Below are 21,307 nucleotides of genomic sequence, written 5' to 3' on the forward strand. Positions count from 1 at the left end.
CAGTTGTTGATATTCAAGACAAAGATGCGATCGCCCTCCTGCAACAACTTGAACGTCAAGTAGTTCAGGTTCCCTTTGAGCAAGGCACAACCCCAATCGCAACTGCCTACGTTCACCTTTCTCCCGATCGCTCAGCTTCCCAACCTAACGCTGCTCCGATTCTATTACTACCCGGTTTTGACACTTCTCTGCTAGAGTTCCGGCGTTTGCTCCCCTTATTAACGACTCATCACGAGACTTGGGCTGTGGATCTGTTTGGCTCTGGATTTACACAGTACGTTCCTACCCTTGCCGTCAATCCTCAAAACATCCGGCAGCACCTCCTTAGCGTTGCAGAAACCTGGATTGGGCAACCTGTGATACTGGTTGGTGCATCGTTAGGGGGTGCAGTGGCGATCGACTTTGCCTTAAATTATCCCAACTGGGTGCGATCGCTCGTCTTGATTGACAGTGTTGGCTTTTCTGGCAGCTTTCCAGTTGGGCAATTTCTGCCGCATCCAGTGATTGATTTAGGGACGAATTGGCTACACTTCCGCAAACAGGCTGCTCTCACCGCCGCTTTAGCTTTCCCAATGATTGACTCAACGCTAGTCGATGCACTTCGTTGTTCTCTGCTGCATCAGGAGATGCCAGGATGGAAAGCAGCGATCGCATCCTTCACTCAAAGTGGAGGTTACGCTAATTTAGGCGATCGCATCGCTCAGGTGAACCATCCCACCCTGATTTTGTGGGGAGAAACCGATGATGTGTTGGGGACAGACGATGCGACCAAGTTTGAACAGGCAATTTCAGGCAGTCAACTCATTTGGATTCGAGAAGCGGGTCATGTGCCTCACTTTGATCGACCTCAATCTGTTGCAACGCATCTGCTGAAATTTGCGCGACGCACTGGCAAATGAGTTCCAATTTTTCAGCGTATGCTGTTTCGGCGTTGCACAATACAGGTATGATTTCGCCTCCCAACTTTGAGGGGAACCTATTCTTAAAGTCCCCCAGAATTGGGGTATTTAGGGGGCTAGGCAACGGGTGCATCCCAATGAAAGCAAAAATAGTATTTTCTTGTGGGTGGGCATCCTGCCCGGCTATGTTTTTGGGCTGCTCGTGTCGCCTATCCCACCGAGATGTATTTATAGAATTGGGATGCTCCCTAGGCAACTACTCCTAGTGCAGCAATTCATACTTTGAATCAGCAACACCGCTTTTTCTCTCTAAGCGCCCCAACCCCCATCTACACGCAAGGTTGCTCCAGTAATATTGCTAGCTTCAGGAGAAGCAACAAATGCAACAAGGGCTGCCACCTCCTCAGGTGTGCCATAGCGTCCCAGTGCGGTCCGTTGTTTCTGAGAATCAGCTTGAGACCCATCTGCTGGGTTGAGTTCAGTATCAATCGGACCTGGCTCAACGCAGTTGACCGTGATGTTCTGTGGCCCCAAATCCCGCGCCCAACCGCGTGTTAACCCTGCTACGGCGAACTTGGTAGCACAGTAAATCGAGAGATTAGGAATCGCAACTGCTTCACCTAACACGCTGCCAATATTGATAATTCGCCCTCCTGCCTTCATCCGTCGAGCGGCTTCACGACTGGCAATAAACACAGACCGAACGTTGAGATTCATCTGCTTATCGAACGATTCATCGGTAATCTCAGCGAGAGTTCCGTACTCCGCTATTCCGGCATTGTTAACCAAAATATCAACCGTACCCAGTTGATCTTCAGTTTGGTGGAACAGGTCAAGGACTTGCGTTGAATCAGTCAGATCAGCCCGTAGTGCAATTGCTGTGCCTCCATTGGATTGAATCTGCTCAACAACCTGATTAGCTGCATCCGGACTACTGGAATAGTTAACTACAACTCGCGCACCTTGTGCCGCCAGTTTTTTACAGATAGCAGCTCCAATTCCTCGCGATCCGCCTGTAACGATCGCCACCTTATCTGTCAGAGGTAGACTCATAATAAATTGGGAAGCTCCATCATTTTCACTACTGTTGATTAACGTTCTTCGACTACCTGACGTCGATATCGTATTCTACCCACATTTTCTAGATGAGCGGGAAAGCGATCGCTTTTTCACTGAACTCACTAAAACCATTGACTGGCGACAGGACTGGATTACGATTTACGGGCGTTCAATGCCTCAACCCAGGCTGACGGCTTGGTATGGCGATCGGGGTAAATCCTACACTTACTCTGGCATTACGATGCATCCCTCTCCTTGGACACAAACGCTACTTGACCTCAAGGCAAAAGCTGAAGCCGTTTCCGGTGCGGTGTTTAACAGTGTGCTGCTCAATCTCTACCGAGATGGCAACGACAGTATGGGGTGGCACAGCGATGATGAACCTGAGTTGGGGCAAAATCCAGTGATTGGTTCTCTGAGTTTGGGCGGAACACGACGGTTCATGCTGCGACACCGCTTGGAGAAAGGCTTGAAGCATCAATTGGAGTTAACCTCTGGTAGTTTCTTGTTGATGCAGGGGACAACGCAACATTACTGGCAGCATCAAATTCCTAAAACTAAACGTCCGGTTCCTCCCCGAATTAATTTGACCTTTCGAGTCATTGACCACTCACGAACATGAGCCTCACTGATTCACTTCGACAGGTTCATGCTGAATTTCAGTTGTTGTGGGAAACGTCATGAGCTTGTAGTTTTGCTGGCAGGGGAAGGGGCAATCAATGAACCAGTATTCGCTTTGTTGAGCTGACAACCTGGAAATTTGGCTACCCCTTGTCTCAAAGTCTCCATGCATACAGATATGTCCCTGATGATCTCGCAAAATGGCTTTTGCCGTGTCGATCGCAAACTTACCCTGATGAAGCTGACAAAGCAATCGCACCCGTCCTTCCCTAGAGTAGGGTGGCACTGAATCCTCTACTCCGCTTTCAGAAAACATTTGGGCAAAGTCAAAGTCTGCCTCACTGCTGCAAAGTCCAGTAGCGATCGCATCGGCAATAACATCGGGATGTTGCAAATCACCTTTGCCACGAATACTCAAATTGTTGGAGATTGAGCGCGTTCCACAGGTAATTCTTTCTGCCACCCAATACTTTCCAGCCGTTTCCAATACCCAGGCTGACTGATCATCCGCAATTAAAAAAGAGTTGTGGTAAGTGAAGGAAAAATGTTCAGCACAATTTCCGCCCTGTCCGTACTGTTGCAACAGGTTAATGATCACTTGCAAGGCAGCAAAGGCTGTTTCACCTCGCTCTAACCCGAGCCGGACTAAATCCATTCCCAGTAATCCAGTTGCCTGACAGGGCTGAGTTGTCCAGACGGCTTCATTCCCAATCACCACTCCACGTTCATTGGCTCCCATCTCTGCTCCCCACATCCACCGAGGTTTCGAGAGAATCACCGCATAGGTGTGTTCAACCTGTGGAATTTCAATATAAGTGCATTGAACTCGCTGTCCTTGGGAGTAAATTTGAGCCCCAAATGTGACAACATCTTGAATCTCACCCGCAGGACGGTCACTATTCTTGCCGAAAATCACTGAGCGATCGACAGTGGCATCCGGCAGGGCAACAAAGGTATCGCACATCGGGACTCTCCTCTATTCCAACCAATAGTTGCTATTCTAAGGCTCTTCTAGGGCAGAATTCTCATTGTTCATTGCTCACTGCGTAACTGTTCATTGCTAAGCTTGACGGCAATAGCTATATCAGCTTACCCAAATAACAGGATTTGCCAACTTTCCTGTGATAACTGTCACAAACCTATAAGTTTGCAATCACTATTAATACTCTCTTTGCATCACCCTTAAAAGTACCAAATGTCACATTTAATGAATACCCAGTATCACAAAATTAAAAGGGTTTGATCACAGGAATTTTGGGTATTAAATCACTTGATGGCGTCAGCCAAGGATTCATAGTATAAGTGTTGAGCAAAAGCCTCTAAGCAAAGCCTAATAATTCACTCATTACTGGCTTAGTGGCAAGCTTAATCCGATTGAATCTAAAGTCCCGAAACTCCAATAGGCGTGAATTAATCATGCAAGCTCTAACTCAAGTCTCTTATATCACTCCTCAAGCACTACGTAAAAGTGACTCCGGTCAGAATGTCGAATTCTTGCAACAACTACTCAATAATGTTCTCTACCCTGACACGAAAGACAAAAATAAACGTTTAGTTGTTGATGGAATATTCGGCAGTAAAACCGAGGATGCTGTAAGAATCTTCCAAGGCCCAGACAATGATGGAATTGTTGGTGCTAAAACCTGGCGTGCGTTAGGTATTTATACTAATACACAGTCCTAATTCTCCGTATCGATTGAGAGCCAAGATAACTGGCTGTAACTTCTCTAGAATTGACAGAGTCAACAATCAGTGCGATCGCATCTTCTTGTATCGGTATGCGATCGCCCATTTTTGATTTCTTTGGAGTTTGTCGTTATATAAATAACCCGGTAAGGCCACAATACTATCATGCCCCTACAAGGAACTGTGTTGCATTCAATCCAAATTTGCTATAAAGATAAAATTAATTAAGAAAGAGAGCAGTTAGAGGGTTTCAGAAGTAGTGATAAATTAAAGTGAGTAAGCTCTTGTGCATTTAATTTGGAGTTAGATTTTAGCCTTTTTCCTGTGGGATGAGCGTCCTGCCCGTCCGAAATATGCAATATTTTAGGCCGATAAGCTTATTTAAGCTTCTTTTATTTTTTACGATTCTGAGCTTGACCTGTGGGAATGTTCTGAGCTACATTTTCTGGTTCATCTAGTTGTTCTTCCTGCCAAATAGTGACATGGTCGGAATGTTCCACCAATACACAAAATTTTCCGGCATCAAGTTCTGCTTGACAGAGTTCAAGGGCTTTTTGGCGAAAGCGCTGGGAGAACGATAAACCTTCTGCTAGGCGTTTGCCCTGAACAACAAACTCAGAAGTGCTTGGGTTAAGTAGACCCTGGCTTTTTAGTTCCTCTACCTTAAATATCAACTGCTCAATCTGACATGATTCTAAAGGCAAAACTGGGACTTTCTGAGGTTTGTGCATGGCGCTATTGCCATCCATCGGTACCTCTTTGACTAAGAGGATAAATCCGCCAATTCGGATGATGTCATTCGGTTTCAGAAGGAAATTTTCATTAGTTGAAGCTTCTTGTTTGTTAACATGGGAGCCACCTGTACTACCTAGATCGGTAAAGTAATACTGTCCTTCTCGGTACAGAATCCTGCCATGTACGCGACTCACTTCAGGACTATTGAGAACAATATCACAGCTAGGGTGTCTGCCAATCAAACCCCCACCTTGAATCAGTGTTTCTGGTGTTAGCTTTTCTTCCTGAGATTCGCCTGTTTGGTCATCAATAATTATGAATTTGATCATATCTCATACAAGTTCAGGTTTAGAGCCAATGATTGGAGCCGGAATTGTTAGGTAAAGGGATCACTGCGTAATACCAATTTAAACAGAGGATGTGACAGTCATCGATTGAAACTCTTACCTCCAGAAGGCTTGTGCAATCCAAAATCTAAAATCCTTTTTCCAAAATGGTATAAGGTAGGTACTCTTGAAATCGCCTCACAAAACTGTGCGGTCATCTTCTGGCATCACCTTGTTATTTCGGTTACGCCCAAGGTGTGTTTGCTCGTCTGCTGAATCTCCCTTCTGGGAAGAGCCAAGATGGGTTTGCGCGTCTGCGACTTTTCTTCTGCCAGAGATTTTAATGTGGGTTTGCTCGTCTGCGGTATTTCCTTTTTGGGAAGAGCCAAGGTACGTTTGCTCGTCTGCGGCATCTCCTGTTGGGCAAGGTCTAGACTGATGGGTTCGCTCGTCTATAGCATTTCCTGGGTGAAGAGGTCCTGTCTGCATTCGTTCGTCTGCGGCATTTTCCCTCTGGGAAGACCGAGTCTGAGTCTGACCGTCTGCGGCATAGGGCTTTTGAGGGGGTCTGGACACCGTCCTCTGGCCTACTGAACTTCCATTGTGCGATCGCACATTCTTCTGCATTCGCTCCTCTAATAAGCTTCTCCTCTGGGAGCGTCTAGACGATACTGAAGAGTTGTTTCGCTGCCATACCTGATAGCCTAAAACCAGGATAATTATGATAGCGAGGACTCCTACAATTGCCCAAAATATTGTTGATTCCATAGTGAGCTACATCTGTGCTCTACAACGATTACCTCTACTACCGATTCAGCAGTAGATCCGGATTGTGCTCGCTCAACTAGACATCGACGCGGCAACTCATGTGAGGCAAAACCACCTGAGTGCGCCTTCCTTAGCTGCTATGCGATCACCAGGGGACTCCAGCGAATTGCATATACCGATCTTGAAAGTCAGGAGTCAGGAGTCAGAAGTTAGGAGGAAAGACTTTCATACTGTGTTGTGAGCGCAGCTCATGGTATTTCTTGCATAAATACCAAAGACAAGAGCGATAACTAATATACAGGACTTACGCGTAGCCCTCTCTATTTTAGGGTAGGGCTATTTCCTTCCTGCGGCATGTAACTTTTTAAAAGCGATTAAGCCATGTCATTTCTACCCGTGGAGAAGTTTACCATCACAACTAATCTGACCCCAGAGGAAGTTAGGAGGCGGTTGTCTGAGCAGATCGAACCTTCACAGTTATTTAGATCTTGGCCCTCATTCGGCAAACCTTACGAAGGTGAAATTTCGGGGGACTATTTTGAAATCAAGAGAATTAACCGTTTCTGGAGGTCTATTCCACCAGTCATTGAAGGTAAAATTATTCCTAAAGCCAACGGTTGTCAGATAATCATCAAAATCACGCCGCCTTTAGGAACAACAATTATATCTACATTCTTCTTAGTTTATGTTCTTGTGATGATACCAAGCTTTATGTCGAGTACAGATATTATTGTGTTTCTTGTTTTTGTATATTTTTCAATACTTATCTTATTCCAAATAGATGCAGCAAGAGATAAGAATTTGTTAGAGAACCTATTTAGTTCTTAGGATAGTAGAGTACGGTCTACGAAGTGCCCCACGAGTGCGATCGCTCATTTACGAATTAAAAAAGCCCTTTTTCCGCACCAGACTATGCATCTGCTGTGAACACTGAGTGTGAAGTAAGGTAATGGGCAGTCCTGTGAATTCCGTCTAATATAGCGGAGTAGAGAGCCTCCAGACGCTTAGGTTATTGTTGGTGCATCTTCTCTCAATAGCGCTGCAATCTCTATTTACACTGGAATTTCCCTCCTATTCCTTCAACGGCTCGCTTTTGTCATGCAAACGATTTCTTCCTCAGGGCACTCAGCTTGGCAAAAGCTGAGAAATCACGAAATTAGCTGCGAACAAGCCCTTACACTCTTGGTGGATGACCAAGGGACGGTGAACCGGGAACAGCTAGATCAGGAAGTGAGTCACCGATTTTTTCGGCATTTTCCTGATCGCAATGCCTTACCGCCCGTGATTCCCCTATTACTTTGGCGAGGCTGCTACTACCTGGGAAGTCCAGTGACGCTATCAGAACAGACGCTTCAAGAACTGAGCGATCGCGCCCTGACCGAAATTAAAGTCATCCCCATCAGCAATAAAAGCTTTCGCGTCTGGTTTCATACCCAAAACCTCGATCCCAACCGCATTAGTGCCATCCCTTTGGTGAATCCTCTCACGGGGGAGCTGGAAAAAGAAGATATCTCAGAAACGACAGAAGCCTATCTAGCAAAAGCTGTTGACCAGATTGGTAAAATTAAAACTCTCATTTCCGGGGCATTACGCAACCGCGCCAGTGATATTCACCTCGAACCCATGCCAGACGGATTGAGAGTTCGCTACCGCATTGATGGGGTCTTGCGGGATATTACCAAACTGAAAGTGGATCTCAGCCGTAAGGTAATCGTCGCCCTCAAAGTCATGTCTGGTATGGACATTTCTGAAAGTCGCCGTCCGCAGGATGGGCGGATTGGCGAAAAGTATGCTAGCGATGAAAATGCCGAGTTGGGCATGGATATGCGGGTGAGCACCCTTCCCTGCGTAGGTGGAGAGAAAGCAGTAATTCGCCTACTGCCAAGGCAAAACCCCTTTGCCAAAATTGAAGACTTGGGCTTTTCGGAGAAGACACTTTCCATCTACGCCAGCTGGTTGGAGCAGCCCCAAGGAATGATTATCCTCACTGGCCCTACGGGTTCCGGGAAAACCAGTACGCTTTACACTAGCCTGCAACACGTTGCGACAGAGCATGTCAACGTGGTAACCGTAGAAGACCCAGTGGAGTATATCTTACCGGGCATCACCCAAACTCAGGTGCACGAACGTGCTGGGATGACCTTTGCCGCAGGCTTAAGGTCAATTTTGCGCCAAGACCCCGACATCATTATGGTGGGAGAAATTCGGGACAGTGAAACGGCTGAAACCGCTGTGCGAGCCTCACTGACAGGTCATTTAGTGTTTACCACTCTACACACGAATGATGCTGTAGGTGCGATTCCCCGAATTAAAGATATTGGCCCTGACCCCGCTTTAATTAGTGACGCTCTGCTGGGAATTGTGGCACAGCGTTTAGTCCGTCGGGTTTGCCCTCACTGTGCTCAACCTCACACTCCCACAGAAAAAGAATTGCAAACACTGGGCTTACAAAATCATACGAATTTGGGTTCTTGGAAACGCGGTAAGGGCTGTGACAAGTGTTTCAATTCTGGCTACCTGGGGCGGGAAGCGATTGTTGAGTTACTTGATATTGATGACCGGGTACGGGAGATTATCTATGAAGGCACAATGACCCAATTGCATCATTACCTGCGGGAAATCAAATTTGCTTCGTTTGGGGTGGCGGCAAGGCAGAAAGTGACAACGGGCGCGACAACAGTTGAAGAAGTGTTGCGAGTATTGCCTCGAAGTGCTTTTTGTCGGAGTCAATTATCGGGAAAAGAAGCCACTTTGCTCAAGGTAACTGAATAATACTTACGAAAAAACTTTAGCTATATCCAAGAGCGATCGCTAAAATTGTAGTGGGTGCCTCCACCAAATTTATCCCGGTAATCTGTGTGATGGTAACAATGGAGGACTTGATTATGGTTAGCCGTTTTCCGATAATCTCTGCTACTTTTTCTGCCAGCCTTGCTATTAGTGTGCTTTTTAGTCTTGCTGCCCCTGCTTCAGCGCAAGAAGTTGTGACTTGCGAAAGTAGTAATCATCACCGCAATATTTGTCGAATAGATACAGGCGGTAGAGTAAGACTTGTCAAACAGCTCTCGGACAGCAGCTGTGATGGAAATTGGGGCTATGGAAGGGATGCTATTTGGGTGCGACAGGGTTGCCGAGCTAGGTTCCTAGTCGGGAATGACAGGGACAGAGATGGCAGGGGCATATACAACAGGAATGACCGATACAACAGGAACGACCGATATAACAGGAACGACCGATACAACAGGAATGACCGATACAACAGGAACGACCGATACGACTGGGATAGACGTTGACATCCTCTCCCGTTAAACCTACGGCGGCTGTAACGGGAGATTCCAGAAATCACTTTCTGGGCTTCCTCTTTCCACGACTCGGCTTACATTGAGGAGTTGCCTCACCAATGCAGAGGTCGATGTCTCCAGAGGCGTTTAACGTTCCCGTGTGCCCCACGGTACGGAGTCCTAACTCAAGTATGTTGATAGCTGCGTTCCAATCTCTATCTTGTATGTGCCCACAATGAGAACACCTATGAGTGCGTTGCGAGAGCGATTTTTTGACGACTTCCCCACACTTAGAGCAGTTCTGGCTGGTGTAGTGAGGCGGGACAGCCACTGTCACCACTCCGAACACCTTGCCAAAATATTCCAACCAACTGCGGAAGTTAGACCACGCCGCATCAGAGATAGACTTGGACAGCTTGCTGTTTTTAACCATATTCCGCACCTGCAAATCCTCGTAGGCAACCAAGTCGTTAGACTGGACTACGCATCTTGCTAACTTGACGGCAAAATCTTTACGCTGCCTGCTTACTTTGAGGTGCTTGCAACTCAGACGATTTCTCACCTTAGCTCCGTTCTTAGAACCTTTTTCAGTATGAGAAAGCCTTCGTTGAAGCCGCTTCAAGGCTTTTTCAGACTTTCTCAAGTAACGGGGGTTCTCAACCGTCTGACCGTTGGAATCGGTATAGAAGTGAGTCAGCCCAACATCTAATCCAATAGTCTTGTTTGTTGGTTCTCTTCTCTCTATCCGTTCTTGGTCGATGCAAAACTGGACATAATACCCATCAGCTCTACGAACTACACGAACTCGCTTAATCTGCTTCAACTGATAAAAGTGCAAATCACGGGTTCCCCACAACTTAAAGCTTCCCGCCTCAAACCCATCGCTAAATGTGATAGAGCCTCTATCTTCAGACAGCTTCCATCCTGTTGTTTTGTACTCAACAGAACCGTGGGTTTGGTGTTTCTTAAATCGTGGAAAACCTTTCTTTCCTGGCTTACCTTTTTTACAGTTGTCGTAGAACCGAGCAATAGCAGACCAAGCTCTTTCAGCAGAAGCCTGTCTAGCTTGGGAGTTGAGTTTTCCTGCCCAAGGAAACTCTTTCCCCAGTACAGCGCAATAAGCACTCAACTCGTACTTACCGATGTCTTTGTTATCCATCCAGTATCTGAGGCAGGAATTGCGAACAAATCGAGCGGTACGAATAGCTTCATCAAGCCGCTCGTACTGCTCCTTCATTCCTTCAAGTTTTGCCTCAAATACCAACATGTTTACGCTGACATCACTAGCGTAATATTAACAGAGATCCTGACCGCAATTCATCTCCCGCTCTCATCTTTGGCGGTACTAGCTCAACGCGAGATATATCCGCCTTGCTTGTAACGGGAGCCTTCTTGCGGATTAAGGTAACTATTAAAGCCGCTTCGCTAACATCCCGCAGCGCACCAGAGCATTGTAATTTGGAATCTCAAGCACAGCAGATTTGCGATCGCTTGACTGTACTGCGTCCGTGCGATCGCGCTGATAACCCCACTCCACCTCAAAGCATCAGATCAGGTGTCGAACATGATATGAGAATATTGAATACCATCAATGACGCTTAAAGAAGTTTTAACAAAATGGGACAAGAGCAGAAACCAACAGTCGTGGTCACAGGTGCCTCTTCAGGGGTGGGTTTGTACGCCGCAAAAGCCCTTGCTAAACGGGGATGGTATGTCGTGATGGCTTGCCGGGATTTAGATAAAGCCCAAAAAGCTGCCGACTCGGTAGGAATGTCGCGGGGTAGCTATACTCTCATTCATATCGACTTAGGCTCCTTGCAAAGCGTTCGAGACTTTGTGAGGATGTTCAGGGCACGCGGCTTAACCCTGGATGCTTTAGTGTGCAACGCTGCCATCTATATGCCCTTATTAAAAGAGCCGTTGCGCAGTCCAGAAGGCTATGAGTTGACAATGACCACAAATCACCTCGGTCATTTCCTCTTGTGCAACCTGATGCTGGAGGATTTGAAAAAGTCCTCGTATCGCGATCGCAGGCTGGTGATTTTGGGAACTGTAACCCATAACCCGGATGAGTTGGGCGGAAAGATTCCACCGCAACCCAACTTAGGCAATCTAGAAGGCTTTGCAGAGGGCTTTAAAGAGCCGATTTCTATGATCGATGGCAAGACGTTTGAACCCGTCAAGGCGTATAAGGATAGCAAAGTTTGTAACATCTTGACCATGCGGGAACTGCATCGACGTTACCACGAGTCAACCGGCATCACCTTCAGTTCTCTCTATCCGGGCTGTGTAGCAGAAACGCCCTTATTTAGAAACCACTATCCCCTGTTTCAGAAACTCTTCCCCTTGTTCCAGAAGTACATCACGGGGGGATACGTGTCGCAGGACTTGGCAGGTGAGCGAGTCGCAGCGGTGGTTGCCGATCCTGAGTACCGTCAATCCGGTGCCTATTGGAGTTGGGGAAATCGCCAGAAGAAGAATGGCAAGTCGTTTGTGCAACAGGTATCTCCCCAAGCCCGCGATGATGAAAGAGGCGATCGCATGTGGGATTTGAGCGCCAAGTTGGTTGGACAGAGGTAACGACAATGTAGATCTGGGCGAAACCCTTTGTGCCGAATCAACGAGAATTTCTCATGCGCGATCGCTTATTGATGGGTTTGGGCATCTTTGTCGCAGGGGCTACAATCCTCCAACCCACTTGGGCACAAGTTACCCTGGTCACTAATATTGAGGTTCAACGACGGACGGGTGGAGTTGAGGTGAGATTGGAGACATTGGGAACTGAACTACCTTCTGTCTCTCCATCCCTCACTAACCATACGTTCAATTCTTTTGTGGTTGATATCCCAAACGCTCAGTTGCGGTTGCCTAATCGAGAAAACTTTCGACTAGAACACCCAGTAACCGGGATTACATCGATGACGATTACACCCCTGAATGAGAACAGCCTCCGCATTGAGGTGCGTGGCGCTGGGCAGATGCCAAATGTGATGCTCTCTCAGATTAAGTGCGTGGAGAACACGTCTTGCAAACGTCGTTTCGTTCTGTTCTTGGCTGGCCCAACGACTGATGAGGAACAGGACGAGTGACCTAGACGCGTCGGCTACAAGGGCTGCGGTGCCACTGCCCAGAGCGGTGATTCCAGCCCACTGCGCAAGCTCACTGCCCCTGAGCGGTCAGCGCCTTGCGGTAAACGAGCTTGTCATTGCCCGCACTGTAGAAGTCGCGGATTCGCGCTTCCTCGTCGTAACCGCACTTGCGGTAGAACGCCCGCGTGCGATCGAAGCTCTCCAGCCCCGACGTTTCCACCAGCAGCACGCGCTCGCCGCGCGCCGTCAACGTTTGCTCAACGTGGCGCAGCAGTGTCGCACCACGTCCTTGCCCCTGGCGATCGGGCCGGACGGCGAGCAGGTAGAGGTTCCACGTCCCATCGGTCATCCGTTCCGGGGCGTAGTACGCGACCCCCACCGGCCCGCCGTCGTCGTCGGTAACCCAGAAGTGGTCGCGACCGAGGCTGCCGGCGAAGTACCCGGTCAGCACTTCGCCAAGCTCATCGAGATCGTTTGGCCCGAACAGGCCGGTCGCGTCGGCTAGGGCGATCAGCGCGGTCGTGTCATCGGGCGTGGTCGGTCGAATCATGATAAACTCCAGCGAACGATCCCGGCACGAGGCCGCTTAACAATTTATTTTACAGAGCCTAATACTAAGTTGCGTTCAAAGATAGCATTTTCTCTCCCCCTACTCCCCCTGCTTCCCCTGCCTCCCCTGCTCTTGCTATCTACTACGTTTGAATGCAACTCGGTATAAGGATTCAGGGGAAATGTCTGGGAGGTTAGAACGTAGCTCATCCAACGTGCGATGAGATTGCAAAGCCTGCACAACAACTGCTAACGGCTCAGAAAAAATGTTTTGAAACTCAGCTTCTCCGGGAACTTGAGTTGTATAGGCTAGTTGCTCTTGAGGAGGTGTGAACTGAGCATTAATCCCTTCACGGTTTCCCCTGGCATCAACCCTATACCAACCGATTTCGGGTAAGTAAACTGCATTGAAACCATGCAAGCTGTAGGGTACACCCTTACCATCAATACTCAATCGTTGGTAACAAAAACCAACGGGAATGCTGTTTGCCCGTAGCAATGCTGCTAATAAGTGGCTCTTGGCATAGCAAAAACCTGTTCTGTACTTAAGTACATCTGAAGCACAACAAGTCACAGGATTCATTTGATAGTCGCCACTATGGTAAATCTCATCCCTTACCCATGCAAAACAAGCTTTAGCGATTGCTTGTGGTGTTTGATGTTCCGATGCAATCTTCAAAGCTTGTTCCAGAATTGTAGGATGTTGCCAGTCAATAACCTCATTGAAGAGCAGATATTTTTCCATATCACTCACCCCAAGCTTGCATCAACTTAAATTTGATTGTCTCATGGACAACCTCGAAGTATCGTCCCAACCATAGCTTCAAAAGTCCTACAATACACTCATAAGCTTCATACCCCAAATAGCAACAATCCAGTTGATAGAGCTTTTTTCGGTATGGAAGAAATAATCCTTGCTTTCAGACAACACATGAAAGATTCGGAACGAACAAAAACCTTTTCTGTTCAAGCAAAATCGTTCTTTCTTTTTTGCAATTTGGCAATGGTGGCTCGCTCGCTCATCGTGAACCGTTCTTGATGGGCAAATTTCTCCTTCAGCTGTTGCAAAATAGGGATTTCCTTGTATTGCTCAGGGCGTATGGTATCCCAATCTAGTCCTACTGGTTGTGGGTAAATCGTGGTCGTTTCAATTACTTCCTCAGGGGTGACAATCCAGTTGAGCGCCCAATCATGGGCTTGCATCGGTAGACGTTCCTGTTTAACTATCTGCAATGGATGCACGGTTGTCACAATTGGGGTATCGGGCTGTACCAAACCAAACTCATAAAGCATGGCAAGTTCCAAGTCTGCAAATCCTGCCCCTTTCCCAGTACGTCCCCCATTACGTGTCACCGCCACACAGCCTACTATCACTAAATCGATCGCCTGCATCTCCTCAAAGCTTACTAGCCGTCCATAGGTTAATGCCTTCTTGGCGATCGCAGCTTGTTCTAGCGGAATATTGCGCTGCTGCAAATCCTCAGCCGTCAATTCTACAAAACAGCGGGTACTCGTCAAGCGCGGTACAGCCATGTATAGGCATTTCCCATCTTGCAGAGCACGCAGCCGCACCGGAATTTGCGGTGAATCCGGATTGCACTTAATTGCGATCGCACGCTGCCAAATTGGTAAAGCCGCCAGCCGTTCAGCCGCTTTTTCCGCACCAACGTAGTTGGGAATGTGACCCAATGGGTCGCCGATGGCTACTCCCTGTTCCTTTAGCACCGACCAAATCTCAGCTCTCAAATTGTCCTTATCGGCGTGGTAACCACTCCACTTGGTCTCAACGTTGTTGGGCATTGATTGGCACTCTCTAACCGCTACTAAACATGTAAACGCTATCGAGTTAAATGAGCAAGCCAGGTGGGATAGGCGAATGAGCGATCGCATTGTAACGTTGACCCTCGATAGGTTTGGCTGACTTGGCTGACTGCCGCCTGAAAGTGATCGATGATTTGAGCATCTTGCGTTGCCACCTCAAATGCTATGCTCCACCAGGCATCATTTCCGGCATTGAGTTGGGTCAGTTCATAAACGATGCCTTGGTAGCAGCGTCGCGATCGCATCTTTTTAACCCTAACCCACGCTCTTTCCTCAGCAGCATTGGCTGGCATCATGCTCTGTTGCTCGGAGTCGTGACAACTCCACTTCAGCCATTTTTCAACTTTTCCCTCCCAACAGTCGCCAAATCGTAAAATTCCCAATTCTGCCTTGCGCCATTTCACCTCTAAACTTCCCTGGCGCAGTTTGATATTGATATAGTCACACTCTGGTGCGTATAAGTACAGGTCTTCCCGTTTTTCTGGCAAGCCCAAACGTTTACCGGGACTATCCACATGGAACCATTGTTCCACCTCCTTGGCTGGTATACCGTGAACAAACCAACGCAATTCTGTAGTTGTGAGCATCAACCGATTATGGAGTGCGAACAACATTGTACAAAAGTATTATCGGATGCAATTCTCATCATCTGCCCCATGCCTTATCTCGCCCAAATTTTTATTTATCCCATCAAATCCTTAGACGGTGTTGCCGTAACTCAAGCCAGGGTTCTCGAAAGTGGTACTCTGCAATATGACCGAGAGTTTGCCATTGTTGACGAGCAAGGGCGATTCGTCAATGGTAAACGTAATCCTAAAGTTCACTTACTGCGATCGTCTTTCGATCTCGACAAGCGGACTGTTTCCCTACAAATCCAAGGTACAGAGCCAACTCAAGTGTTTCACCTAGATGAGGAACGAACAGCACTAGAAGCGTGGCTGAGTCACTATTTCGGCAAAACTGTACAGTTACAACAGAACATCTTTCAAGGTTTTCCTGACGATACCCATGCCTCTGGCCCAACTGTAATTAGCACCGCCACGATAGAAACAGTAGCAGGTTGGTTTTCTGAAATCAGCCCAGATGAAATGCGACGACGCCTGCGATCGAATGTTGAAATTGCCAATGTTCCACCATTTTGGGAAGACCAATTATTTGGCGAAGCGGATAACATCATTCAGTTTCAAATCGGCTCGATTCGGTTTGAGGGAATTAATCCTTGTCAGCGTTGTGTAGTACCAACACGAAATTCTTTAACCGGAAAGGCTGATCCAGATTTTCAGAAAATCTTCATAGCGAAACGTCAAGAAACTTTACCTTCATGGGTCTGTGCGTCTCGCTTTAATCACTTTTATCGCCTCAGTGTTAACACACGCATACCGCCATCAGAAACGGATAATATTTTACAGGTAGGAGATGAAGTTAAACAGTGATCAGTGACCAGGTTTGAGTGGGGGCATATTGCACCACTTCTGCCTTCCACTAAAAGCTTGCAGTTAACAGTTGATGTGACAGAACATAAATTGAAGCCATTGCCTGATCAGGCTTGTGCAATCCAAAATCTAAAATCCAAAATCCAAAATAGTATAACCTATGGCTTCAGCCGCAGAAAATAAAGACCAGCAACATCCTCAGGAGAAGAATGACAAAGAAATTGTCGATCGCCTTTTACAAGAAGAGCCTAGTGAGCGCAACTATGCAGAACTGGCTCGACTCCGGATTCGCTACTGTAGATTTCCAGGCGCTAGAGAGATTCAAAAAAACCTGGATGCCCTTCTCCAGCGCTGGCAGATGTCGGAAGAGCAGCTGTTTGAGTTGACCCGTCAGCTACATGCCCAGGCTCAAGTTTACAGGCGTAGCAGCAACTCACAAGGCCAAGATGATTGGAGTTAGCCACCAATTTCTTAGTTCGGCGGACGCTCACCTTGAACCTCAGCCACTGGCTGAGGTTGTAACTCAGGTGAAGGCTTCTTTTGTGCTGGGGGAAACAGGGGAGGTAAGTGCCTCTGGTTATCTAGCTGGATAGAGGGAACCCCTGGCTCAGTGTTAGGTTGGGATTGTTCTTTATCCAGCGATCGCGCAGTAGCGCTATCAGCGGCTGCATTAATGGTGGTACTAACGGGTTCTATCGTCTGAGCCACCTTCACTTGCTGTTGCAATTGATCAGTTGAAGACACCAATTTACCCAGCCCATTGATTAACTGCTTTAGATTTTCCCGGAAGGCTGGGTCGCCTGTCAGCTCATCCAAATCAGATGTAATTTTTTGGGCATTTTCAAAAGTCGCCCGTGCCGAGTCCAGAGTTTGTTGCAATAGTACTACACTATTGGGATTGTTCAGAGATGTAGAGATGTCCCGCAGATTAGCGGACGCCGTTGCGGCATTGGCGGAAAGGGTTTCTAAATTCTTCAGCAGTCCTCCGACATTAATTTGCCCTGCCGTGGTGTTGAGCTTGCCAGCCGCAGAGTTGAGCTGCGCGGATACGGGTGTGAAGCTGGCTACCAGTCCGCGCAGTTGATCGCTGGTTTGACGGACACTATCTAAGGTTCCGACGAGGCCGGCTCGATTTGTAGCTACCAGATTATTCGCCGTGGCAACAAGTTTTGTGAGTTCGTTCGCCGTCAAACCATATTGATTAGCCGTGTTACTTAAGCTATTGGCCGTGTTACCAAAGCGACTTGCCGCAACACCAACTTGAGCAACTGTTTGATTGGCTGTGCTACTTAGAGTATTGGCTGTTTTCGAGAAAGTTCCTAATTGTTGTCGGGCTGCGCTAGATAGAAGAGACAACTCCTTGGTGAGTTGTGTAACATTCGTAGCAGCAACAGAAGCATTTTGAGTGAGAGCCTGGACGTTGCCAAAAAACTTCGGATCGGTATAAACCTCAGCAAGGCGAATCGTGTTGCGTAGCAGTTCCTCAAAACTGACACCAATTCGACCCTGAAGACGATCTTTGTTACAAATCACTAGAGTGGAATTGCATTGGGGACTTAGGGGATTGATTGACTCGGCACTCGCAGGGAGAGGTTTTTGAGGCGTCATGTCAATCGAGGCTTCACCGACTAAACCCGCTTGATTGGCTTCAATGATCACATCTTTAGGGATGAGCAAGTCAGGGTTAGTAATTTCAACGGTGGCATTAACTCCATTGGTTTCCGGTGCTATCTCCGTGATTTTCCCTACCTTGACGCCGCGATAGCGTACCAGAGCACCACTTTTCATGCCCGCAACGTTGGCAAATTTCACGATGAATTTGTAGCTACGGGCACCGAAGGTTTGACCTCGTATCCACATCACCAAGCCAACAAAGACAGCAAGTCCGACTAGGATTAATAATCCAACAGAGCCTTCTCGAATTGTTCGCGATCGCATGATTTCTCCTCCCTTCGCTAGTAGCTGTTAACTGTTAGCTTTTTGCGCTCTACCCCTTGCCAATGACCAAAATACTGAATGAGAAATAACAGCTAACTGCCTGTGCACCGATCGCTATCCACTATACAGTTATCCTAACCAACCACCTGAATCGGGCCGGTGGTACTAGCACTAAAGAATTGTCGCACTAGAGGATTATCAGTTGTATCAATATCGCTAACCTTACCTTGCCACTGTATCTTGCCTTTGTAAAGAAACACAACCCGGTCAGTTGTGCGGCGAATCGTACTGTCCTGATGGGTCACCATGACGTAGGAACCACAACCCCCATCAGCAAACTGGAGTTGACGCACTAAATCCTCAATCACGGTCGAGGCGATCGGGTCAAGACCAGCCGTGGGCTCATCATAGAGTAAAACTTGCGGGTTGTCCTTGGCATTATCGGGGTTAGCCATGATCGCACGAGCAAAGCTGACGCGCTTGCGCATCCCTCCAGATAACTCCGATGGGTAGCGCTTACCGATACCCGGTAAACCCACCATCTCCAGGCTTCGAGCGACCAGTTCCCGAATCCGCTTGCGCGGTAATTTTGAGTGCTGGTACAGCAAGAAACCAACATTCTCTTCCACCGTTAATGAGTCGAACAACGCCGCCTGTTGAAACACCATACCAATAGCGATGGGGTCTTCGGCATCCTCGATTAAACCTTGGCGCTGTTGTCCTGCCACATAAATTTCCCCAGCCTCAACGGGAGTGAGACCTGCAATAATTCGCAGAATGGTTGATTTTCCGGTGCCAGAGGGGCCAATAATCCCCAGCGCTTCGCCCCGATAAATGGTCAAGTCAACATTATCCAGGATGATATTATCACCAAAAGACTTGCTAACTCCCTTGAGTTCAATCAGGGCTTCTGTCATGTCGAATTGCAGGTTAATACGTTGAAGGTTAACAGATTATTGGTTAGTTAACAGGTTAACAAGTTGTAGGTTAGAACGTTTAACCTGCCAACGTTCCAACCTTCCAACTTTTAACAGTGAACAGTTAGCAGTTAGCAGTGAACAGTTGGTTACTGCTCACTATTGAATTAGCGGACACCATTTGCTGTAGCGGCTGAATTTGCCTCTGACGACGCCTCTAAGCCAAAAACACGGCTAAAGGCTTTTTCTACCTTGTAACCGGAGTCAATGGATTCTAGTGGGTCTTTGCGTAGACGGTGACGCAGACATAACGTAATCACACGGCGGATATCATCAACGGTGACTTCGTTTCGTCCTTCCAAGGCCGCCAGTGCTTTGGCAGCACGATTGGTTACAATATCACCCCTAAGTCCATCCACATCGAGTTCTGAGCAGACTTGAGAAATTTTTACTCGCAAGTCGTAGTCCAGCTCGACTTGAGGCAGTCGCTGTTGAGCGGCAACCAGCTTTTGCTGCAAGGCTTCTTGCTCAGGCTGATGCTGCTCCATGAAGGCTTGGGGATTTTGGTCAAAGGCTGCCCGTTGTTCCACAATCTCGACACGCAAGGCTGGCTCTTTGACGGTGCGGATTTCTGCGTGCATCCCAAAGCGATCGAGGAGTTGGGGACGCAGTTCGCCTTCTTCGGGGTTGCCGGAACCAACGAGAACAAAGCGGGCGGGGTGACGAATGGAGATGCCCTCTCGTTCAACCGTGTTCCAACCACTGGCGGCGGAGTCTAGGAGGACATCGACTAAGTGGTCGTCTAATAGGTTAACTTCGTCTACATAGAGGATGCCACGATTGGCTTTGGCAAGGAGTCCGGGTTCAAAGGCTTTCACGCCTTCGGATAAGGCTTTTTCAATATCAATGGTGCCGCAGACTCTGTCTTCGGTTGCGCCTAAGGGGAGGTCAACCATTGGGACTTTTTTCTTAACAATTGACGAATTTTGTGATGAGCTATGATCACTCATCCCGTCAGGGTCGTTGGGGTCGCTGTTAAAGGGGTCGTCGGCAATTACATCAATTTCTGGTAATAGGTCAGCCAACGCCCGAATGGTGGTGGATTTGCCGGTGCCGCGATCGCCCATGATCATGACTCCCCCAACCTTGGGGTCAATCACATTCAGCAGGAGCGCCAGTTTCATCTCTTCCTGACCCACAATGGCAGTGAATGGAAAAACCATGCGGCGAGCGGTCATTGGTGCTGGGGCAGTTGGACTCACTTCAATTACCTGATAGTTAATCTTTTCTTTACGCTTACTCATTTTGCCACAAAGCGATCGCCGAGCTTTGAGTGATTGATTGTTGGGGCGGGGATAACTATATAGCCGGTGGTGCTGTCACCGAGTACCCAGTTGCGATCGCTTCCCCAATACCACCAGTGGGCGGCGACATAGGCGCAGATTAGGCTATCGAGTTGGTCTTCGACGGCTTTGAGAGCGATGCCGGCGGTGGGGATTTCCTGGGGGAAGGAACCATACAGAGACGGAGGGCACAGAGAGGAGAGATTGAGGGAGGGGGTGAGGCTGGGTAGGATGTTGAGGATGTATTGGTGGAGTTTGAGGAGTTCTAAACGGCGATCGCTCAGTTTGCCTTTTTTGTATTTTAGGATGCGGGTTAGCCCAAATAAATGCACGATCGCAGGATGGGGATAGACTTCGATTTGGTAGCGTCCTGGAATTTGGGGGGTAATGATGGGGGCGTGGGCAAATCCTCGCGCTTCTAGGGTTAAACCAAATTCGATGGTGTGTTGGGCAAAGGGGCGTCCGAGATTGGCAGGGTAGCAACCAGCGTGATAGTGGCGGAAGTGCTGGTGGGTGAGTTTGTCGGGTAGACGCATCCCTGTGGTGTTGGGGATGAGTGTGGGGGCATCGACGGCAATCATGGCGGGTTCGCTGGGTGCCGTCCATTTGTCTATCCAATTTAGGATGTCTGTGGTTGTTTGCTGTCGGTCTAAATCTAATAGATGTAGGCTACCATCTGACCATTCTAGGCAGCATAGACCGCTTGCTCCAGAAGTCCAGCCGAGGTCAATTCCTATGAATTTCATCACTGATATTGCAGCCTCAACAATATGTTTATAGGGGTGGGTTTAGTTCATCAATTTTTAGGTCAACTGATAACTGTTATCCAAAACCCGCCCTCC

25 protein-coding genes and 1 pseudogene are annotated in these 21,307 nt (G+C 48.0%); 12 read left to right on the top strand and 14 right to left on the bottom strand.

The annotated features are described in order from the left end of the window. A partial coding sequence (locus tag V6C93_RS34040) for an alpha/beta hydrolase (RefSeq protein WP_333481120.1) occupies window positions 1-899 on the top strand: 899 nt, incomplete at its 5' end. Window positions 900-1,208: 309 nt separating this feature from the next. Here the strand turns inward: V6C93_RS34040 and V6C93_RS34045 are convergent. Beyond that, window positions 1,209-1,952 (bottom strand): 3-oxoacyl-ACP reductase family protein, encoded by a 744-nt coding sequence (locus V6C93_RS34045; protein ID WP_333481121.1) that lies wholly within the window; start codon window positions 1,950-1,952, stop codon window positions 1,209-1,211. 34 nt (window positions 1,953-1,986) lie between these two features. On the opposite strand from V6C93_RS34045, the gene V6C93_RS34050 reads away from it, so the two are divergent. Next, a complete protein-coding gene (locus tag V6C93_RS34050; RefSeq protein ID WP_333481122.1) occupies window positions 1,987-2,580 on the top strand; it encodes an alpha-ketoglutarate-dependent dioxygenase AlkB in 594 nt (197 codons plus the stop codon). Between the two features lie 3 nt (window positions 2,581-2,583). On the opposite strand, the gene V6C93_RS34055 is transcribed toward V6C93_RS34050, so the two are convergent. Next, window positions 2,584-3,543: a C69 family dipeptidase gene (locus tag V6C93_RS34055; RefSeq protein ID WP_333481123.1), complete on the bottom strand. Its 960-nt coding sequence runs from the start codon at window positions 3,541-3,543 to the stop codon at window positions 2,584-2,586. Window positions 3,544-3,995: 452 nt separating this feature from the next. Here V6C93_RS34055 and V6C93_RS34060 point away from each other — a divergent pair, with 452 nt between their 5' ends. Then, window positions 3,996-4,262: a peptidoglycan-binding domain-containing protein gene (locus tag V6C93_RS34060; RefSeq protein WP_333481124.1), complete on the top strand. Its 267-nt coding sequence runs from the start codon at window positions 3,996-3,998 to the stop codon at window positions 4,260-4,262. Here the strand turns inward: V6C93_RS34060 and V6C93_RS34065 are convergent. From V6C93_RS34065 to V6C93_RS34075, 3 genes are all read right to left on the bottom strand, one after another. Then, a complete protein-coding gene (locus tag V6C93_RS34065) occupies window positions 4,246-4,371 on the bottom strand; it encodes a hypothetical protein (RefSeq protein WP_333481125.1) in 126 nt (41 codons plus the stop codon). The two genes, V6C93_RS34060 and V6C93_RS34065, sit on opposite strands and share 17 nt — an antisense overlap. A gap of 286 nt (window positions 4,372-4,657) precedes the next feature. Further along, a complete protein-coding gene (locus tag V6C93_RS34070) occupies window positions 4,658-5,329 on the bottom strand; it encodes an FHA domain-containing protein (protein WP_333481126.1) in 672 nt (223 codons plus the stop codon). Between the two features lie 195 nt (window positions 5,330-5,524). Then, entirely contained in the window at window positions 5,525-6,094 is a 570-nt protein-coding gene (locus tag V6C93_RS34075; RefSeq protein WP_333481127.1) for a hypothetical protein, read from the bottom strand. A gap of 381 nt (window positions 6,095-6,475) precedes the next feature. Between V6C93_RS34075 and V6C93_RS34080 the strand changes: the two genes are divergently transcribed. The 4 genes and pseudogenes from V6C93_RS34080 to V6C93_RS34090 all read left to right on the top strand — a co-directional run bounded on the left by V6C93_RS34080 (window position 6,476) and on the right by V6C93_RS34090 (window position 9,403). Beyond that, the gene (locus V6C93_RS34080; RefSeq protein WP_333481128.1) at window positions 6,476-6,922 is read left to right on the top strand and encodes a hypothetical protein; all 447 of its coding nucleotides are present in this window, start codon (window positions 6,476-6,478) and stop codon (window positions 6,920-6,922) included. A 270-nt stretch (window positions 6,923-7,192) separates the two neighbouring features. Further along, window positions 7,193-8,866, top strand: a complete 1,674-nt coding sequence (locus V6C93_RS34085; RefSeq protein ID WP_333481129.1) for a GspE/PulE family protein — start codon at window positions 7,193-7,195, stop codon at window positions 8,864-8,866. Between the two features lie 113 nt (window positions 8,867-8,979). Continuing rightward, window positions 8,980-9,228: pseudogene (locus V6C93_RS38895) on the top strand (DUF3011 domain-containing protein); the annotation flags it as partial. A 19-nt stretch (window positions 9,229-9,247) separates the two neighbouring features. Beyond that, window positions 9,248-9,403 carry a hypothetical protein gene (locus V6C93_RS34090; protein ID WP_333481130.1) on the top strand — a complete coding sequence of 52 codons (156 nt, stop codon included), beginning with the start codon at window positions 9,248-9,250 and terminating at the stop codon, window positions 9,401-9,403. A gap of 33 nt (window positions 9,404-9,436) precedes the next feature. Here V6C93_RS34090 and V6C93_RS34095 read toward each other — a convergent pair whose 3' ends face one another. Beyond that, window positions 9,437-10,642, bottom strand: a complete 1,206-nt coding sequence (locus V6C93_RS34095) for a transposase (RefSeq protein ID WP_333481131.1) — start codon at window positions 10,640-10,642, stop codon at window positions 9,437-9,439. A gap of 104 nt (window positions 10,643-10,746) precedes the next feature. Here V6C93_RS34095 and V6C93_RS34100 point away from each other — a divergent pair, with 104 nt between their 5' ends. Genes V6C93_RS34100 through V6C93_RS34110 form a run of 3 tightly spaced genes read left to right on the top strand, consistent with a single transcriptional unit; the run spans window position 10,747 to window position 12,464 of the window. Next, complete coding sequence (locus V6C93_RS34100) at window positions 10,747-10,977, top strand: hypothetical protein (protein ID WP_333481132.1); 231 nt, start codon at window positions 10,747-10,749, stop codon at window positions 10,975-10,977. Window positions 10,978-10,992: 15 nt separating this feature from the next. Further along, window positions 10,993-11,955 (top strand): protochlorophyllide reductase, encoded by a 963-nt coding sequence (locus V6C93_RS34105; protein ID WP_333481133.1) that lies wholly within the window; start codon window positions 10,993-10,995, stop codon window positions 11,953-11,955. Between the two features lie 29 nt (window positions 11,956-11,984). Continuing rightward, window positions 11,985-12,464: an AMIN domain-containing protein gene (locus tag V6C93_RS34110; protein ID WP_333481134.1), complete on the top strand. Its 480-nt coding sequence runs from the start codon at window positions 11,985-11,987 to the stop codon at window positions 12,462-12,464. 70 nt (window positions 12,465-12,534) lie between these two features. Here V6C93_RS34110 and V6C93_RS34115 read toward each other — a convergent pair whose 3' ends face one another. From V6C93_RS34115 to V6C93_RS34130, 4 genes are all read right to left on the bottom strand, one after another. Beyond that, entirely contained in the window at window positions 12,535-13,014 is a 480-nt protein-coding gene (locus V6C93_RS34115) for a GNAT family N-acetyltransferase (protein WP_333481135.1), read from the bottom strand. Between the two features lie 135 nt (window positions 13,015-13,149). Next, window positions 13,150-13,758, bottom strand: a complete 609-nt coding sequence (locus V6C93_RS34120) for a transglutaminase family protein (protein WP_333481136.1) — start codon at window positions 13,756-13,758, stop codon at window positions 13,150-13,152. Window positions 13,759-13,979: 221 nt separating this feature from the next. Then, the gene (locus V6C93_RS34125) at window positions 13,980-14,813 is read right to left on the bottom strand and encodes a 5-formyltetrahydrofolate cyclo-ligase (protein ID WP_333481137.1); all 834 of its coding nucleotides are present in this window, start codon (window positions 14,811-14,813) and stop codon (window positions 13,980-13,982) included. A gap of 38 nt (window positions 14,814-14,851) precedes the next feature. Next, window positions 14,852-15,421 carry a hypothetical protein gene (locus tag V6C93_RS34130; protein WP_333481138.1) on the bottom strand — a complete coding sequence of 190 codons (570 nt, stop codon included), beginning with the start codon at window positions 15,419-15,421 and terminating at the stop codon, window positions 14,852-14,854. 69 nt (window positions 15,422-15,490) lie between these two features. Between V6C93_RS34130 and V6C93_RS34135 the strand changes: the two genes are divergently transcribed. Together V6C93_RS34135 and V6C93_RS34140 are read left to right on the top strand one after the other, a co-directional pair. Then, window positions 15,491-16,267, top strand: a complete 777-nt coding sequence (locus tag V6C93_RS34135) for an MOSC domain-containing protein (protein WP_349262929.1) — start codon at window positions 15,491-15,493, stop codon at window positions 16,265-16,267. Between the two features lie 160 nt (window positions 16,268-16,427). After that, window positions 16,428-16,727, top strand: coding sequence for a DUF3288 family protein (locus tag V6C93_RS34140; RefSeq protein WP_333481140.1), 300 nt, complete (start codon window positions 16,428-16,430; stop codon window positions 16,725-16,727). Window positions 16,728-16,738: 11 nt separating this feature from the next. Here the strand turns inward: V6C93_RS34140 and V6C93_RS34145 are convergent, their stop codons facing one another. From V6C93_RS34145 to V6C93_RS34160, 4 genes are all read right to left on the bottom strand, one after another. After that, a complete protein-coding gene (locus V6C93_RS34145; RefSeq protein ID WP_333481141.1) occupies window positions 16,739-18,205 on the bottom strand; it encodes an MlaD family protein in 1,467 nt (488 codons plus the stop codon). A gap of 134 nt (window positions 18,206-18,339) precedes the next feature. Then, window positions 18,340-19,122 (bottom strand): ABC transporter ATP-binding protein, encoded by a 783-nt coding sequence (locus V6C93_RS34150; RefSeq protein ID WP_333481142.1) that lies wholly within the window; start codon window positions 19,120-19,122, stop codon window positions 18,340-18,342. Window positions 19,123-19,289: 167 nt separating this feature from the next. Further along, window positions 19,290-20,384: a magnesium chelatase ATPase subunit I gene (gene bchI, locus V6C93_RS34155; RefSeq protein ID WP_349262930.1), complete on the bottom strand. Its 1,095-nt coding sequence runs from the start codon at window positions 20,382-20,384 to the stop codon at window positions 19,290-19,292. A 38-nt stretch (window positions 20,385-20,422) separates the two neighbouring features. Next, window positions 20,423-21,211: a DUF429 domain-containing protein gene (locus V6C93_RS34160; protein WP_333481144.1), complete on the bottom strand. Its 789-nt coding sequence runs from the start codon at window positions 21,209-21,211 to the stop codon at window positions 20,423-20,425. Between the last annotated feature and the right edge of the window lie 96 nt (window positions 21,212-21,307).

The sequence above is a fragment of the Allocoleopsis sp. genome, from assembly GCF_036703385.1.
Lineage (GTDB): Bacteria > Cyanobacteriota > Cyanobacteriia > Cyanobacteriales > Coleofasciculaceae > Allocoleopsis.